This is a genomic window from Epibacterium sp. ABZ3_068 (genome assembly GCF_056159265.1).
This window is the reverse complement of record NZ_JBSWUV010000001.1, coordinates 790,840-806,521: the sequence shown is the minus strand read 5'-3', so window position 1 is coordinate 806,521 and position 15,682 is coordinate 790,840. Positions and strand designations below refer to the sequence as shown.

Sequence of the window (15,682 nt, the reverse complement as noted above, 5' to 3'; positions counted from 1 at the left end):
CCAGCCCCACGTGGGCTGGTTTTTTCTTAGAATTGCCTGGCCAAATGCGATGTTTTATCCGGGTTACGTATCACATAGATGCGGTGAATTCGGTCGGCGGAAACCTCAAGCAGAGTCGCTTGTAATATCCCGTCGGTTTCATGACTCAGCAACGCAGGCAGACCGTTCAGGTGGCAATATCGCCAATTCGAGGGCACTTCCGACCCATGTTTGGCGGCAAGGCCTGCACAGAGGCGTATAATCTTGTCGCTGCCAAAAATCGGGTTTATGGCAGCTGCTGCCTTGCCGCCGCCATCCGAAATCAGAACCGCGTCCTTGGCCAAAATCTTTGCCAAAGTGGTTGTATCACCGGTTTTTGAGGCATGTAAAAAAGCCGTGGTAAGTGTTTCGCCTTGGTCCCGGCCAATCGTTTGGACAGTTCTGTCGCGGCCTATGTGGAGCCGCGCCCGCGCGGACAACTGTCGGCAACTTGCCTCGGACCGTTCCAAAATCTCTGCGATCTCGGAATAACTGGCGTCAAAAATGTCATGCAGCAGGAAGGCAGCCCGTTCGGCAGGGCTTAGCCGTTCCATTGTGCAAAGCACTGCATAAGAGACATCATGCGACAAAACAGGTTCTTCCGTCACAACCGGCTCCGGCAGCCATTCCCCTGGATAAGTTTCGCGACGACGCCGGGCAGATTTCAAAAAATCCAGACATAGGTTGACGGTTGTCTTTTGCAGAAAGGCTTGTGCGTTACGAATTTCTTGGGTGTTTGTGGTTTGCCAGCGCAGATAGACGTCCTGCAGGATGTCCTCTGCGTCAGAGGAGCTGCCCAACAAGCGATAAGCGACCGCGAATAATCGCGGCCGCGCCTTGATGAATTGATCCGTCTGTCGGGTTTGCTGTTCGTTCAAGCTGGTATGGCCTCCTTTTGGACAGGGTGTGGAGTTTGGAAACCGATTGCAATCCGGTTCCAACTGTTGATGGCAGCGATCAACAGGGTCAGTGCAACCTGTTCGTGCGGAGAAAAATGTACCGTGACGGCGGCATAAAGCGCATCTGGTGCGCCTCTTTCGGACACATCTGTCAACGTTTCCGTCCAAGCTAGAGCCGCCCGTTCACGGTCTGTAAACAGTGTTGACTCGCGCCATGCGTTCAGCAGATGCATGCGATCCTCTGTTTCTCCGCCGGCGCGTGCATCATGGGTGTGCATATGAATACAAAAGGCGCAGCCGTTTACCTGTGAGGCACGCAGTTTTACCAGTTCGATGAGGCTGGTTTCAAGGCCGCTGTTTTTGATCACCTCTTCCTGCTGCAACATGGGCTGAAGCAGATCCGGGGCGACCGCAAAATAATTCACTCTTTGGGACATCACGTCCTCCTTTCAAGATGGTTGAGAGGAAGACGAGATAGGGTGGCCGTTTGTGACTGGTTGAGTCAGTTTTTTTTATCGTTTTCCGTAGTAGAGTCCGACAACATGTTCTGCCTCGGCAAAGAACAACCAACGCGATGCGAATACTCCAATCACATGGCTGATGACTGCAATGCCCGCAGTCGCATGTTTCGCGGCGGTGGTCTCAAGCGGCAGAGCAAGGAGCGCGAATGGCAGCAGGTAGCCGAGCCCCAAAGCGATCCCCCTCAGTTTCTGCCGGTGCTTGCGTCCAACCTCAAATGCAAACTCGCGCAACAGATAGTTGTTACCGGTATGGGGGGGCTCAAAGGCACGGACCGTTCCGGTTATGCCAAGGCCTGTGGCGCTTGCCAAAGTTGTTCCAGACTTTGAAAAGGCGCGGTCCCCCTGGTGCCAGTGGCCCAGCTGTATGACCCCTGCACAGACCATGAAGCCAAGCGCCACATCGGTCTGACCGGCCAATAGGGCGCCCCCTGTCAGGGAAAGGCTCACAAAATGCAAAGGCGTCCAGATCATGTTCCAGCGCGGAACCGTCTTCAACTGCGTGTAGATCATCGAGGTTGTGAGCACTGTTATCAATGAAAGCGTGGCCCCTAAAATGCCAAGGCCCGACCAGCTCATGCCCCAAAAGACCGCTCCGGTGGCATAGATCCCCATAACCACAAGCGCGGCCACAGATGCACAACCCTCGCGACTCAGCCAGCTTGAGCGCCATTGGGTCAGCGCCCGCCAGGCGCGCTCTGGGTGGCCTAAATGAAATGTCGATGCCAAGAGGCCGCCTATGGCCAAGCCGAACCCGATGGCGAAGAAGGCGAAAGCGATCCAGCCTGTCACGTCGGGCATCCCGAGACCCAGAAAAGCAAGTAATCCGAAACCAAGGCCGGATAGGGTTGTAAACAAAATAACGGATGGGGCAGGGTGCATCAGCCGGTCCCTCCAGGGAATTTGTCCAGCGCGCGATCCAGCCAAGCCATAAAGCTGGAGGCATCGTGGTTTTCCTGTTCCAGAACTGGGACTTTGGATGTGGTCAGCTGGTCCTTAGGGCGCGGAGGAAGGTATTTGTTCACGGGCTTAGTACCCATTTCCGGCATCAGATCCATCCCGCTGCGTTCGGCAACCAATTGTGAGACTTCGCTGTCCGGGTCGCTGAAATCACCAAAATGGCGCGCCCCTGCGGGGCAGGTACGTACACAGGCCGGGATCTGGTCTTCTGTTGGGAGGTTCTCATTATAGATCCGGTCCACACAAAGGGTACATTTCTTCATGACACCGGCAGCCAGATCCAGTTCCCGTGCACCATATGGGCAGGACCATGCACATAGGCCGCAGCCAATACAATGGTCCTCTTCGACCAGGACGATACCGTCCTCGACACGTTTGTAACTTGCGCCGGTTGGGCAGACGGTCACACAAGGCGCATCCTCACAGTGGAGGCAGGACTTGGGGAAATGGACCAACTGCGCCGCCCCCTGTTCAGGCTGAATCTCATAGGAATGAACACGGTTGAGGAACGTCCCGGAGGGATCGCTACCATAAGGTTCCTGATCGGAGAGCGGCGCGCCATAGTTTTCCGTGTTCCACCCTTTGCACGCCACAACGCAGGCATGACAGCCCACGCAGATATCGAGGTCGATCACCAGGCCGAGTTTTTTGTCGGTTTTGTCTGGCAAGCGGGTCATTTGCCAACCTTCCATTTCAGTGATTTGGGGCCCGTGCCAACCGGGGAGTGTTGCGGAGCAAAATCGGGCTGGCTTTGCATTGCCTTTGATGGCGGGGTTGTTTTCTCCATCTGCACCTTGAGGTCAAACCAGGCCGCCTGGCCAGTGATCGGATCTGAATTGCTCCACCTGAGCCCATCGCCCTTGGGTGGGAGAAGTTCGTGGATCAAATGGTTCAAAAGAAACCCTTGGGTGGCTTCTGGTGCGTCTTCAGACAGGGCCCAGGCCCCTTTGCGCTTGCCGATGGCGTTCCAGGTCCAGACCGTCGTGTCGTTCAATGCGGCCATTTCCAGGACTGGCACTGTGATCTCTCCGTGAGGGGAGAAAACCCGCACCCAGTCGCCGTCGCTCAGGCTGTGGAGCTGCATCAGTTTGGTTGGAACATAAAGCGGGTTGTGCCCGTGAATTTGCCGCAACCATGCATTTTGGCTGCCCCAGGAGTGGTACATCGCCATAGGCCTCTGGGTGAGCGCATGGATTGGGAATTCGTCGTCCGTCTCTGTGCAGGCCGGATACCAGATTGGGAGCGGATCCATCTTCGACCTGAGCTGTTCGCGCAGATGATCGGGCGGTTGCGCATGCCCATAGCCTTCGGCTGCGCGCTGAAATTTGCGCATCGGTTCGACATAAAGCTGAAAGACATAGGGCGAAGGTTTGTCAAACAGCCCCATATCGACGGCCCAGTCCTGATAGGCGCGGTTCCAGGGTTTATAGTAAAGCGCGCCATCAGGGATATGGGAGACATGAAAACCGCCATTTTTGATGTAACGCTGCAATTGATCCGGGTTTACCGAACCCCGACCTGTCTGTGTTCCGTCTTCGCCCCGAAATCCCGACAAAGGACCAATTCCAAGTCGGCGTTCGTGGTTAACGATGTAATCGGCGTAATCGCGGTACTTGGCCGTGCCCTCATCTGTCAGAAATCCGGGCAGCTTCAATTTGTTGGCCAGCTGGACCAAAACGGTTTGAAACCCTCGCACGTCCCGATCCGGTTCCACTACGGGCCAGCGGATCGCATCTGCGGCGGCGTCGGCCTCACAGATCGGGCGGTCCAGCAATGAGATGCAATCATGCCGCTCCAGATAGGTCGTATCCGGCAGGATCAGATCCGCATAGGCCACCATTTCCGAGGAATAGGCGTCAGAATAGATAATATGCGGGATGACATAGTCGCCGTTCTCGTCCTTGTCCGTCAGCATTTCCATTACACCTTGGGTGTTCATGGAGGAGTTCCACGCCATGTTCGCCATATAAAGAAACAGCGTGTCGATCCTGTACGGATCACCTGCATGTGCGTTTGAGATCACCATATGCATCAACCCGTGCACGGACATCGGGTTTTCCCAGGTGAACGCTTTGTCGATACGGGCCGGGCTGCCATCGGGTTTCAGCGCCAGATCTTCGGGACCGTGGACGAACCCAAGGTGAGGCCCGTCCAGTGGGCAGTCTGCCTTGGATTTGCAATGCGGGGTCGGGTGGGCCTCGAGCGGTTTGGGGTAGGGCGGTTTGAAGCGGAACCCGCCCGGAACTTCGACAGTCCCCAAGATGATTTGCAATACATGCAGCGCCCTGCAGGTCTGAAACCCATTGGCATGGGCTGATACGCCGCGCATCGCATGGAATGACACGGGACGCCCTGTCATCGTTTTATGGACTTCGCCGCGGAAGTCGGTCCATTCCTGTTCGATCTCAAAGCTTTCCTCGAACGCTACCCGTGCGATTTCGGCTGCAATTGCGTAAATCCGATCAGCGGGTATCCCGCAGCGGTCCGCTACGGCCTCGGGTGCGTATTCGTCAGCCAGATAGCGTTCGACCATCAGATGGAACACCGGGCGATGGACGATGCCCTCCCATTCGAAACTGGCTGAAAGATCAGGTTGCACACCAGCTTCGTCAAACGGGGTGATCTTCTTTGTGCGGCGATCTACCACCAGTGGTCGCCCTTCGGGATCGCGCAGAAACAGACCTGATTGTTCCGTGCCCTCCGATTGGTTCACCAAAAAGGGCGCATTTGTGTAGCGCGCCAAATAGTCCAGGTCGATCTTGCCTGCCTTCATCAGAACGTGGATCAACGACAGGATGAACAGCCCGTCCGTACCGGGAGTGATACCGACCCAATCATCCGCCACGGCATTGTACCCAGAGCGTATCGGGTTCACCCCGATAACCCGCGCGCCCCTTGTTTTGATCTTACCTATTCCTGCTTTGATGGGGTTGCTGTCATGGTCTTCGGCAACCCCAAACAGCATAAACAGTTTGGTATGATCCCAATCCGGCTGTCCAAACTCCCAAAAGGCTCCGCCCATGGTGTAGATGCCGGCAGCGGCCATATTTACCGAGCAAAAACCACCATGAGCCGCATAGTTCGGTGTGCCAAAATTCTGCGCCCAAAAGCTGGTGAAGCTTTGCGATTGGTCACGTCCTGTGAAAAACGCCAGTTTCTCGGGGTTGGTTTTTCGGATCGGGTCCAGCCAACCCGTTGCAATGTTCAGCGCCTCGTCCCATGAGATTTCTTCGAACTCGCCTGAGCCGCGGGGACCCACGCGCTTCAAGGGGGCACGCAATCGGGACGGTGCGTTGTGCTGCATGATCCCGGCTGACCCTTTGGCGCACAGGATGCCTTTGTTGACTGGGTGGTCCCGGTTCCCTTCGATATAGGCCACCTTGCCGTCTTTCAGGTGGACATTGATACCACAGCGGCAAGCGCACATATAGCACGTGGTGTGACGGATCTCGTCGGACACAGGTGGAGAAGTGTCGACCCGGTGCTGCTGGAATGTCATCTGGCCTTCCCTCTAATTACGAAGTCACCACCGATCTCTGTCGGCCATAAGGTCCAGCAGTTCGCGTTCCGCATTTGGATCACGTCATCTGATTTGGACATTTATTCCGACTTTAGAAACCTTTCTGGAAGAATGACACTCGACGATGCGGCTTATAGAACTTTACGTTGGTGTGTTGCAGTTAGGGCCGCGATTTTTTGTTCAGCCGTCACGCAAAGCCGCGGCAAGAAGGGCTAAGCCAGGTTCAATTCGGTTCGCTTCGATAGAAGAGTAGCCAATGCGGTAAAAGTTGTTGCGTCGCGTCGCTTCTGCAAAAAAAGGTGCTCCTGGTTCAATCAGCACACTTTGGGCGCGCAGGCGTTCGGCTATGCGGGCCATGTCGATGTGTTCGGGCGCGCGCATCCACAGAGCAGATCCGCCATAAAGGCCACCGCCCGCGATGGAGAGGCCCTGTTTCGCTATTGCCGCGTCTACGCGGGTGCGCCTGACATGCAAAACCTTTGCAATGCGGCGGATCTGCGCATCGTAGTGTCCAAGTGACAAAAAATAGGCAACCGTGCGTTGAATGTGCCCAGGCGGGTGGCGCAGAACGCTGGCACGCAAAGCTCTTGCCTGGCGGATAAAGGCTTCGGGTCCCACAAGGTAGCCTAACCGAAGGCCGGGAAACAGCGACTTGGAGAAAGAACCGACGTAAATCACGCGGCCGTCGCTGTCCTGCGATTTAAGTGCGGGGGCGGGGGCCCGTAGAAATGACATCTCGAATTCGTAGTCATCTTCGACCACAATTGCATTGATGTCACGCGCACGATCCAGCAATGCCTTGCGACGGGATTGAGGCATGTTGACCGTTGTTGGGCTTTGGTGACTTGGAGTTACAAATACAACATCAGTGTCGTCTGAGATTTCTTGGGGCGGCAGCCCGTCCTTGTCGACCCCGACAAGATCCAACGCGCAACCCGTGTTCGCCAGTTGATCTCGCAGCGTGTAATATGTTGGGTCTTCGAGCGTGGCTTTGCGATCCCGCGACAGCAGGATCTGAGCCGTGAGCCACAGTGCGTTTTGCGCTCCCATCGTAATCAAGATTTCTTCCGGGCGCGCAACAATTCCGCGCCGCGGCAAAGAATGGCGCGCTATATATTCGACCAACAGGGGATCATCCTGATCATATTGGTCATTGGCTAAGGACGTGAAGTCCCGCGACCCGAGTGCGCGCAACGCACATTGACGCCAGTTGGTGTGGTCAAACAGCGATGGGTCGGCCTGACCATAGATGAACGTGTAATGATAGTCCCGCCAGTCCTGCGGACGCCGTGGCGTATCTCCACTGGTGAACTCGCGTGCAATGGCCTTGCTCCAGTCCATCGTTTCACCAGAGCCCCTGCGCGGAGCGTAACTGGGGGGAATCGGCGCATTTTCCGAGACAAAATATCCAGATCTGCCACGTGCAGTGAGGTAGTCATTGGCCACCAGTTCGGTAAAGGCCAGTGTCACGGTGATCCGGCTGACCCCCAAATGCATGGCCAATTTACGTGATGATGGAAGTTTTTCACCCAGTCTGAAACGCCCCGACAGAATGCCTTCAGCAATCATCTCCTGGATCTGCACTTGCAGAGTGCCCGGGGCGTCGGGTTTCAAAAAGAATGTCTCAACTGAGATTGCCATAAAGTTTCTATTCTTGAAGGGGGATGTCGCTGCAAGTGGACCTAAGTCGCGTTGATCTGGATATACGCTTTGTTGCCTTGGTCGGGCAAGCATTCGCTGCGGGTTGACGTTCCCAAAAACAACTATAAAACTAGTTATATGGAATCGGGAGGACCAACCATGCAATGGGAAGAAGCAGCACAGGGGTTTGCCGCAATGGGGTCCGAAGCACGTCTGCAGGTTATGCGAACGCTTATTCGGGCAGGAAATGCGGGTCTGACAATTGGCGACCTTCAAGAGCGGACAGGTATCGCTCCGTCGACGTTGGCACATCATATGAAGTTCCTCGCAGGGGCAGGGGTTGTTGCACAGGAGCGGCAAGGCCGCAGCACGATCAACCGCGCATGCTTTGATAAACTGGAAGCCTTGGCTGCCTTTATCCTCAGCGAATGCTGTGCGGATCAGGTTGAGGTTCAAATCAAGACATCGGAGGTCCAATAAAATGGCAGACCTGACACAGAGACCGGTTTTGCGACGCATGCAGTTGAAGTGGCTGATGACGCCTTGGACCATCAGTATCGGAACCTTGACTGCGGTTGCCGTCTTTGACCCAACGCAATTTGTGTCGGTGTCGCTATTTGCCGGCAGTGCGTTTCTACATACGCTGCGCTATGTGGTCTTTGCCGTGCTCTTGCTGGCATATTTGAAAGCTACAGGAGCCGAGGTTATGGTCGCCCGCGCTTTTGAAGGGCGCGAAACAAGGATGATATTTCTTGCTGCTTTGTTTGGTGGGTTAGCCCCCTTTTGTTCGTGTGAAGTGATCCCCTTTATTGCGGGTCTTCTTGCGCTCGGAGCGCCGTTGTCGGCTGTCATGGCGTTTTGGTTGTCTTCGCCTCTGATTGATCCACCGACGTTGCTGATCACAGCCGCAGCGCTGGGGTGGCCGTTCGCGGTCGGGAAAGCCCTGGCAGCCGTAGGTCTTGGTATCTTTGGTGGGTTTGCAATTAAAGCTGCGCGCCAATGGGGTGTCTTTTCAAACCCTTTGAAAGACAGGCCAACAAGCAATTGCTGTGGATGCGGTGCGCCGAAGATGGATGCCAAGCCGGTTTGGACATTCTGGACTGAACCGTCGCGCGTTCAGGCCTTTCGGAAGGAGGCCGTTCACAACGGTATTTTCCTGATCAAATGGTTGGCGCTTGCCTACGTTCTGGAAGGGGTGTTGGTCCATTATGTAAAGGCTGAAACAATTGCCAGCCTCGTGGGGGGAAAGGGTATCGGCGCGATTGCCATTGCTGCCTTCGTCGGGATGCCAGCCTATCTGAATTCCTATGTTGCGCCGCCATTGCTGGCGGGTTTGATGACACAAGGGATGAGCGCGGGTAGCGCAATGGCCTTCATGGTCGCGGGAGCGGTGAGCTCCATTCCCGCTATGGCAGCCGTATGGTCTCTCGTTCGGCCTCAGGTCTTCGCAGCTTATTTGACCCTTGGCGTGGCAGGTGCAATTTTGTCGGGCATGCTGTTTCAGCTGGTTTAATCTCAGAGTAACAGGCGGCTCCCGCGCAGCTCTGGCCATTCATGGAATGACCTTCGCCCCTTGGGCCTGGCACCGCGCTTTGCGCGGTGCCCCCAAGGCCGCACGGAAGGTGTGACGGCTTAGCCGGCGTACCTGCGGGCGCGGGAGCTCACCCGTCTGATCTCACATGCAAGAAAGGCCCCCATTGAGTGGGAGCCTTTTGAAGGTCGCGATTTGAAACTGTTCCGCGTGGACTTAGCCAAACACTTTCGTCAGCGCGATATCGACGGCATCAGTGATCTTGTCGACATCTTCAGACGTTACAATCAGTGCGGGACTAAAGCACAGGGTGTTGTTTTTTCCTGGGATCGACCGGTTGGTCACACCGATCAGAACACCTTGGGCACCGACCTCAGCAACCACCTGTTGGGCCAGTTTTTCGTCCACGGGCGTTTTACTTTCCCGGTCAGACACAAGTTCCACGCCAAGGAACAGGCCTTTGCCGCGCACGTCTCCGATGACCTTGTGTTTCTCCATCAACGCCAAGAGGTTACCCTTCATACGCTCGCCCATTTTGGTGCAATTTTCCAAGAGGTTTTCCTCTTCGATAATGCGCATGTTCTCAAGCGCCGCGGCAGGGCCCGCGGTGCAACCGCCAAAGGTGGAAATATCGCGGAAATAGTTCAGGTGATCTGTCGTATCATCCTTGAACATCTGGAATACGTCTTCGGTTGTAACCATGCAGGCAATCGCGGCATAGCCGGAGGCAACCCCTTTGGCCATGGTCACAAAATCCGGCTTGATCCCGTAATGTTGGTAGCCAAACCAATGGGTGCCGGTGCGGCCAATACCACAGACCACTTCGTCAATGTGCAGCAGGATTTCGTACTTCTTGCAGATTTCCTGAACACGCGGCCAGTAACCTTCGGGGGCTTCGATAACACCGCCGCCTGCGGTCACAGGCTCAAGGCAAAGTGCACCAACTGTTTCTGGCCCTTCACGCAGGATCACCTCTTCGATCAAGTTTGCAGCGGCGATGCCGAACTCTTCACCGGACAAGTGCCCCAGGCCGAGCTCCTCCTTGCGGTACTCCATGCAATGAGGCACGCGCACGAAATCGGGTGCCATGGGACCATACTGTACGGTGCGCTCGTCCTGACCGCCTGCGGACATCGTTGCAAGTGTTGAGCCATGGTAATCGCGGTCGCGATAGAGGATCTTGGTTTTCTTACCGCCGTATTTCTTGTGCGCGATCTGGCGCACCATTTTGAAGGCTTTCTCGTTTGCTTCAGAGCCAGAATTCACATAGTAGACGCGGCTCATGCCTGGCATCTTGCTGATCAGTTTCTCCGCATAAAGAGAGCCTGGGATGGAGCCAGCTGAGTTCGCAAAATAACAGACTTTCATCATCTGTTCATAAACGGCCTTGGCAATGCTCTCGCGGCCATAGCCCACGTTTACGGTCCAAACGCCACCGGAAACCGCATCAAGGAATTCCTTGCCGTTTTGGTCCCACACGCGCATGCCTTTGCCTTCGACAATGATGCGTGGGTCACTAGTCTCAAGCGGTTTATGCTGGGTCAGATGGTGCCACAGGTGGGCCTTGTCGGCCTCGACAACGTGGCTGAGATCATTCTCTGTAAACGCGCCTTGCATAGTTTTTTCCTTTCCTGCGGACGTTTCGGGCCCCCTTTTTCAAAAGAGGTGTCTTCCTTCCAGTGACGGATCTGCGAATTCTTTGACAGGGCCAGTTTCCTTACCTGTTTATGTCCAGAGGGGATTTGACACCTGTAGTGCACGGTTTTGCGGTCTTTGCGGTCCGAGGGAGCTGAAATTCTATACGTTGACTCGTTTAAGCATGAATTTTCACAGTGTGCGCCATGTGCCGGACATGGGGCGCACAGGAAACTTTGCTCTGTTTTGGAGACAACTGTAGCAGACAGTAGCTGTCGCTTCAGTCAGGGTGACGCTCGAGCTCTCCAAATTGACGCTAACGACCACAACGCCCCGTTTATGACGTGCTATTGACCCGAAGTTGAGAGATCTACCGCCAAATTGGCTGACACTAGGGGCGCAATGCTAAGGTTTTGCGCATCCACCCGTATGAAAGACTGACCAATGTCAAAATTTGTACTTACCGTTCAATGTACCTCGCAACGCGGGTTGGTGGCTGCAGTGTCCACCTTCCTGGCCGATCGTGATTGCAACATCACCGATGCGGCCCAATTTGATGACACTGAGACAGGGCGTTTCTTTGCCCGTCTGGCGTTTGAAGCACCGGAGAGTGAAACGCTTGAAGGGTTCAACGACAGCTTTGCAACCGTGGCCGAGCCGTTCGACATGAAATTCGGGTTTCATGAGCAAGGCACCAAAATGAAAGTGCTGATCATGGTCAGCCGCTTTGGGCACTGTCTGAACGACCTGTTGTATCGGTCGCGCATCGGCGCGCTGCCTGTCGAAGTTGTCGGCGTAATTTCCAACCACATGGAATATCAAAAGGTCGTGGTTAACGCGGATATCCCGTTCCATTACATCAACGTCACCAAAGAGAATAAACCGGAAGCCGAAGCCGCTCAGATGCGTGTGATCGAGGAAACCGGCGCAGAACTCGTTGTCCTGGCCCGTTACATGCAGGTTCTGTCAGATGAGATGTGCACAAAGATGTCGGGTCGTATCATCAACATCCACCACTCCTTCCTGCCTTCTTTCAAGGGGGCGAACCCCTACAAACAAGCCTTCCAGAAAGGTGTTAAGCTGATCGGTGCCACGTCCCACTACGTGACTGCGGATCTGGATGAAGGTCCGATCATCGAGCAGGATATCGTTCGCATTACCCATGCCCAGTCGGCGTCTGACTACGTATCGCTGGGGCGTGATGTGGAGAGCCAAGTTCTGGCACGCGCAATTCATGCCCATGCCAATCACCGCGCTTTCCTGAATGGGAACAAAACCGTTGTCTTCCCGGCATCTCCTGGCAGCTATGCATCAGAGCGTATGGGCTAAGTAACCTGTACTGATGGGCTGGGGGTGTTTTGCACTTCCGGAACAACTTACCAATCCTGGACCCCCTGTCGAAATTGTTTTCGGCAGGGGTTTGATTTTTGCGTGACGTCAAGGCAGAGCTGGCGCCGCTAACCGCTTTCGCCTTTTCGGGAGGAGAAGCACGGCGCAGCGCTCGGTCAGATAGAGGGCTGCATAGGAAAACCTTACTTGCGAGTGCCGCGAGAAGCTAACACCTACGTCTCATGTAAAATTGGTGCCCGCCGCTGTCCAAGGAAGTGGCATCAGAAAAGGAGTATGCGCAGAAATGAATTCTTTTACGCGACGATCGGCGCTTCTTTTGGGCGGTGCGGCAGCCGGTTGGGCGGCATCCCGGTTTTTTGGATCGGATTTACCAACTTTGGACGGAGCCAAAAGGCTTGGCCAAGGATCTGAAGATTTGGTGATGAATGATGCAAGCGGGCTTTCTGCTACTCCAATTCACAAGCACATCGTCATGTCCGAAAATGCTGACGATGCCCTGATCGCTGCGATACGAGATGAACTGAAAGAAGCGGCAGCGAAGCAGAGACCATTAAACGTAGGCGCTGCACGTCATTCGATGGGAGGGCAGGCGATCCCACGGGATGGAACGGCTGTAACCTTCGATAGGGGTACCGTGGAAATCGACAGTTCCAGCAGAACGTTCAAAGTTCACGCTGGCGCGCGCTGGTCACAGGTAATCGCGGCACTGGACCCTCAAGGGTGGTCGCCTGCTGTCATGCAATCCAATCATGATTTTGGCGTAGCCGCGACCTTCTCTGTGAATGCACACGGCTGGCCGGTACCCTTTGGGCCAATGGGGGCAACTGTTCGGTCCCTCCGTATGATCCTGCCAACCGGTGACTTGGTATCCTGCTCACCGACGGAAAACGCAGACCTCTTTAATATGGCAATGGGTGGATATGGTCTTGTGGGTGTCATCTTGGACCTCGAGGTTGACATGGTGCCCAACGCGAGACTGGTGCCGAGCTTTCAAACAATGGCCGCAAGTGCCTTCCCCGCGGCCTTCCAGGCGGCGATTGATGATCCGTCGATCAAAATGGCCTATGGTCGGCTGAACGTTGAGCGGGCCTCATTCTTTGAACAGGCACTGCTGGTCACTTACCGCGAAGCCGACAACCAATCTGCCCTGCCGCCTGCATCTGGGTCTGGCTGGATGGCTCATGTCGCAAGCCGGGTCTATCGGGCACAGCTTGGGAATGAGGCGATGAAGTCCTTCCGGTGGTGGAATGAAACGGCACTGGCCCCAAAGGTTGGCGGCGGGGACGTTACGCGGAACTCGTTGATCAATGAACCCGTTGTGACGCTTGATGACCGCAATCCCGATCGTACCGACATTTTGCACGAATACTTTGTGAGTTTTGAAGCATTTGGCGCATTCTTGACGGCGTGCCGGGACGTGATACCAGCTTCCTTCCAAGAATTTCTGAACGTGACACTGCGGTATGTTGCCCAAGATGAACAAAGCGATCTGGCCTATGCAACGACGCCCCGCATTGCTGCAGTTATGTCCTTCAGCCAGGAAATGACCAAACGCGCAGAGGCTGATATGAAGCGGATGACGCAAGAATTGATTGATCGTGTGGCTCAGGATGGCGGGGCATATTATCTGCCATACCGCCCACATGCGCGATTGGATCAGATGGCGCGGGTGTACTCGGGCGCAGCTCGCTTTGCGGCGAAGAAGCGCGAACTGGATCCGCAGCTGGTCTTGCGGAACAATCTTTGGGACAGCTACCTGGAGCACTTGTAACCATGACAACCATTCAGAAGCTATGTTTCTTCTACTTTGCCGCGCTCATGGCGGCGGCGTCCTTAAATTACATTCCGGGTCTCACGGATGAAAGTGGTCTCGCCTTCGGGATTTTTGCGCTCGATATCTATGACGATTCATTGCATGTCGCTTCGGCTATTTGGGCGTTGATCGCTGGTCTTCTGTCTCATCGTTCCGCGCGGGTTTTTATGATTTTGTTCGGCGCAGCCTATCTGGGAGATGGGGTTTTCGGGTTCTTCACGGGCTACGGGTTTCTTGACCTTGGGATCTTTACAAATGCCTCGGCTGGTCTGGACTTCTCAGTCGGGCGGGTTCTCGCAAATGCGCCGCATATCGGGCTTGGCGGCCTGGCGCTCTGGGCTGGGTTTCGCAATATCGGGCATCAGGCATGAAGGTGGTGTGGCGGTGGCTGAAACGTTTGACCCTGGGTGCTGTGCTCATTTCCTTGGGGCTTGGCGCACCGGTGGCTTACACAGAAGCCATGTGTCGTCCAGAGGGTGACCCTGACACATATCAAGCGACCCTCCCGCCTGAGCATCATCGTTTGGAAACGCGCACCCTTTTGACGTATCCGGAATGGCATATTGTCCACGCCTATGAGGATTATGCACGCGTTGTGAAAGTGGCAGACCCGCATGACTATCAATTCCTTACAGGGATTTCCGGTTTCTGGGGATCGCTCTGTGAACTGTCCAAAGCGTCGGGCCAGCTTGGGGCGGTAGATGGTGCTACCAAACAGATGGTGTACGTTATTGGCGTCAGTTTCACCGCCGAACTTCTGGCCAAGGCTGCGTATGAGGAAACCATTGGACGATTGATCACGGTCTTTCGCGGTGACCGACGTGCACCTCTTGATGATGTCTCCGCACAACAGGCCCATGCATATGCGGCGTTTCTTCAGCAGGTGCCCTGGTACAAATGGGACTTTCGCGCGGATGCGCAAGCTCTTGAGGATAGTGGAACCGGAGGCCTGAGAGATCGTGAGCGTCGGATTGCTTTGCGGTTTGAATATCGCATTAAATCAATCTATGCAGAGCTCATAGCAGCAGCGGTTTCAGAAGTCGGTCCCGATGCGCTGACGCTTCGGATGATTGTAAACGGTTTAAGCGAAACGCAACTGGAGCAGCTGGATGGGGTAACCGTCATTGGTGAAACCACTGCCGGTATTGAAATCGAAACAGTCAGATACCGAGCTTTGACACATCTATTGCAAATGATGGCGCAAAACGGCGGTGAGTTTGTCGAAATCGCTGGAAATGACGACATATTGTTCACGGTTTTGTCCGACACACCTTCGCATCCAAAAGCGTTGGACAGCGCTGTCCGACAGGGATTTGGCGATTACCGTCACCTGGTTCTGACAAAAGTCACCGATCTTGCTGGCGATTTGCGGGCCATAGAGGCTGGAGCCGCGCGGCTGGAACATATTCATGACTATTAAAGGCATACTCCTTACGGGCGTATTGCTTTTGTTTGGCTGGCTCGGACTTCTTCTTGGTATAACTCTTTTCACCGACGAAGCTCCCGCGCTTTTGGTCGTGTTTCCGAGCCAAGATTTCTTGGCGCATTTGCCAGAGGATACGGCAGTCCTGTCTGCTTCGCCTATCAGCGTGACATTGGTATCTGAACGCGAGGGCTTAGCCTTTCGCCTTTATGATCAGGGCGCAAGGCTAGTTCTACCTGCTGGCCTGACAGGATGTAGTCCGCTGTAAAAGAAAACCTGTCACGATTTGCAGACAATCGGGAAATTCGCGGAAATAAAACCTCAAGCGCAGTTGGCGCTTGAGGTTCTGATCTCTTGTCGTTTTCGCAATTGAA

At 54.9% G+C, this 15,682-nt stretch carries 14 protein-coding genes; 7 read left to right on the top strand and 7 right to left on the bottom strand.

The window, feature by feature from the left end; all coding sequences use genetic code 11:
* Positions 1-26: 26 nt before the first annotated feature.
* The 6 genes from ACXAEW_RS03705 to pdxR form a co-directional block, all read right to left on the bottom strand.
* On the bottom strand, positions 27-896 hold the full coding sequence (locus tag ACXAEW_RS03705) for a sigma-70 family RNA polymerase sigma factor (RefSeq protein ID WP_474940049.1): 870 nt from the start codon (positions 894-896) through the stop codon (positions 27-29).
* A complete protein-coding gene (locus ACXAEW_RS03700) occupies positions 893-1,354 on the bottom strand; it encodes a carboxymuconolactone decarboxylase family protein (RefSeq protein WP_474940048.1) in 462 nt (153 codons plus the stop codon). Before ACXAEW_RS03700 ends, ACXAEW_RS03705 begins: the two co-directional genes overlap by 4 nt.
* Before the next feature lie 75 nt (positions 1,355-1,429).
* The gene (locus ACXAEW_RS03695) at positions 1,430-2,317 is read right to left on the bottom strand and encodes a dimethyl sulfoxide reductase anchor subunit family protein (RefSeq protein WP_474940047.1); all 888 of its coding nucleotides are present in this window, start codon (positions 2,315-2,317) and stop codon (positions 1,430-1,432) included.
* Positions 2,317-3,072 carry a 4Fe-4S dicluster domain-containing protein gene (locus ACXAEW_RS03690; RefSeq protein ID WP_474940046.1) on the bottom strand — a complete coding sequence of 252 codons (756 nt, stop codon included), beginning with the start codon at positions 3,070-3,072 and terminating at the stop codon, positions 2,317-2,319. The genes ACXAEW_RS03695 and ACXAEW_RS03690 overlap by 1 nt, the downstream gene beginning before the upstream one ends.
* Entirely contained in the window at positions 3,069-5,894 is a 2,826-nt protein-coding gene (locus tag ACXAEW_RS03685) for a molybdopterin oxidoreductase family protein (protein ID WP_474940045.1), read from the bottom strand. Before ACXAEW_RS03685 ends, ACXAEW_RS03690 begins: the two co-directional genes overlap by 4 nt.
* A 201-nt stretch (positions 5,895-6,095) precedes the next feature.
* The gene (pdxR, locus tag ACXAEW_RS03680; RefSeq protein ID WP_474940044.1) at positions 6,096-7,556 is read right to left on the bottom strand and encodes a MocR-like pyridoxine biosynthesis transcription factor PdxR; all 1,461 of its coding nucleotides are present in this window, start codon (positions 7,554-7,556) and stop codon (positions 6,096-6,098) included.
* A 159-nt stretch (positions 7,557-7,715) separates the two neighbouring features.
* Between pdxR and ACXAEW_RS03675 the strand changes: the two genes are divergently transcribed.
* Both ACXAEW_RS03675 and ACXAEW_RS03670 read left to right on the top strand, forming a co-directional pair.
* Entirely contained in the window at positions 7,716-8,036 is a 321-nt protein-coding gene (locus ACXAEW_RS03675; RefSeq protein WP_474940043.1) for an ArsR/SmtB family transcription factor, read from the top strand.
* 1 nt (position 8,037) lies between these two features.
* Positions 8,038-9,069 (top strand): permease, encoded by a 1,032-nt coding sequence (locus tag ACXAEW_RS03670; protein WP_474940042.1) that lies wholly within the window; start codon positions 8,038-8,040, stop codon positions 9,067-9,069.
* A gap of 234 nt (positions 9,070-9,303) precedes the next feature.
* Here ACXAEW_RS03670 and ACXAEW_RS03665 read toward each other — a convergent pair whose 3' ends face one another.
* Positions 9,304-10,704: an aminotransferase family protein gene (locus tag ACXAEW_RS03665; protein ID WP_474940041.1), complete on the bottom strand. Its 1,401-nt coding sequence runs from the start codon at positions 10,702-10,704 to the stop codon at positions 9,304-9,306.
* A gap of 462 nt (positions 10,705-11,166) precedes the next feature.
* Between ACXAEW_RS03665 and purU the strand changes: the two genes are divergently transcribed.
* From purU to ACXAEW_RS03640, 5 genes are all read left to right on the top strand, one after another.
* Positions 11,167-12,051, top strand: coding sequence for a formyltetrahydrofolate deformylase (gene purU, locus ACXAEW_RS03660; protein ID WP_474940040.1), 885 nt, complete (start codon positions 11,167-11,169; stop codon positions 12,049-12,051).
* 304 nt (positions 12,052-12,355) lie between these two features.
* Positions 12,356-13,843: an FAD-binding oxidoreductase gene (locus ACXAEW_RS03655; RefSeq protein ID WP_474940039.1), complete on the top strand. Its 1,488-nt coding sequence runs from the start codon at positions 12,356-12,358 to the stop codon at positions 13,841-13,843.
* 2 nt (positions 13,844-13,845) lie between these two features.
* Positions 13,846-14,256, top strand: a complete 411-nt coding sequence (locus ACXAEW_RS03650; RefSeq protein WP_474940038.1) for a hypothetical protein — start codon at positions 13,846-13,848, stop codon at positions 14,254-14,256.
* Positions 14,253-15,305: a hypothetical protein gene (locus tag ACXAEW_RS03645; RefSeq protein ID WP_474940037.1), complete on the top strand. Its 1,053-nt coding sequence runs from the start codon at positions 14,253-14,255 to the stop codon at positions 15,303-15,305. Before ACXAEW_RS03650 ends, ACXAEW_RS03645 begins: the two co-directional genes overlap by 4 nt.
* Positions 15,295-15,576 (top strand): hypothetical protein, encoded by a 282-nt coding sequence (locus ACXAEW_RS03640; protein ID WP_474940036.1) that lies wholly within the window; start codon positions 15,295-15,297, stop codon positions 15,574-15,576. The genes ACXAEW_RS03645 and ACXAEW_RS03640 overlap by 11 nt, the downstream gene beginning before the upstream one ends.
* The last annotated feature ends 106 nt before the right edge of the window (positions 15,577-15,682 follow it).

What these genes read in the sequence shown, in the direction of transcription:
- ACXAEW_RS03675 (WP_474940043.1), top strand. Translation starts at nt 7,716, where the DNA reads ATGCAATGGGAAGAAGCAGCACAGGGGTTTGCCGCAATGGGGTCCGAA.
- ACXAEW_RS03655 (WP_474940039.1), top strand. Translation starts at nt 12,356, where the DNA reads ATGAATTCTTTTACGCGACGATCGGCGCTTCTTTTGGGCGGTGCGGCA.
- ACXAEW_RS03650 (WP_474940038.1), top strand. Translation starts at nt 13,846, where the DNA reads ATGACAACCATTCAGAAGCTATGTTTCTTCTACTTTGCCGCGCTCATG.
- purU (WP_474940040.1), top strand. Translation starts at nt 11,167, where the DNA reads ATGTCAAAATTTGTACTTACCGTTCAATGTACCTCGCAACGCGGGTTG.
- pdxR (WP_474940044.1), bottom strand. Translation starts at nt 7,556, where the DNA reads ATGGCAATCTCAGTTGAGACATTCTTTTTGAAACCCGACGCCCCGGGC.
- ACXAEW_RS03700 (WP_474940048.1), bottom strand. Translation starts at nt 1,354, where the DNA reads ATGTCCCAAAGAGTGAATTATTTTGCGGTCGCCCCGGATCTGCTTCAG.
- ACXAEW_RS03645 (WP_474940037.1), top strand. Translation starts at nt 14,253, where the DNA reads ATGAAGGTGGTGTGGCGGTGGCTGAAACGTTTGACCCTGGGTGCTGTG.
- ACXAEW_RS03685 (WP_474940045.1), bottom strand. Translation starts at nt 5,894, where the DNA reads ATGACATTCCAGCAGCACCGGGTCGACACTTCTCCACCTGTGTCCGAC.
- ACXAEW_RS03690 (WP_474940046.1), bottom strand. Translation starts at nt 3,072, where the DNA reads ATGACCCGCTTGCCAGACAAAACCGACAAAAAACTCGGCCTGGTGATC.
- ACXAEW_RS03640 (WP_474940036.1), top strand. Translation starts at nt 15,295, where the DNA reads ATGACTATTAAAGGCATACTCCTTACGGGCGTATTGCTTTTGTTTGGC.
- ACXAEW_RS03665 (WP_474940041.1), bottom strand. Translation starts at nt 10,704, where the DNA reads ATGCAAGGCGCGTTTACAGAGAATGATCTCAGCCACGTTGTCGAGGCC.
- ACXAEW_RS03695 (WP_474940047.1), bottom strand. Translation starts at nt 2,317, where the DNA reads ATGCACCCTGCCCCATCCGTTATTTTGTTTACAACCCTATCCGGCCTT.
- ACXAEW_RS03670 (WP_474940042.1), top strand. Translation starts at nt 8,038, where the DNA reads ATGGCAGACCTGACACAGAGACCGGTTTTGCGACGCATGCAGTTGAAG.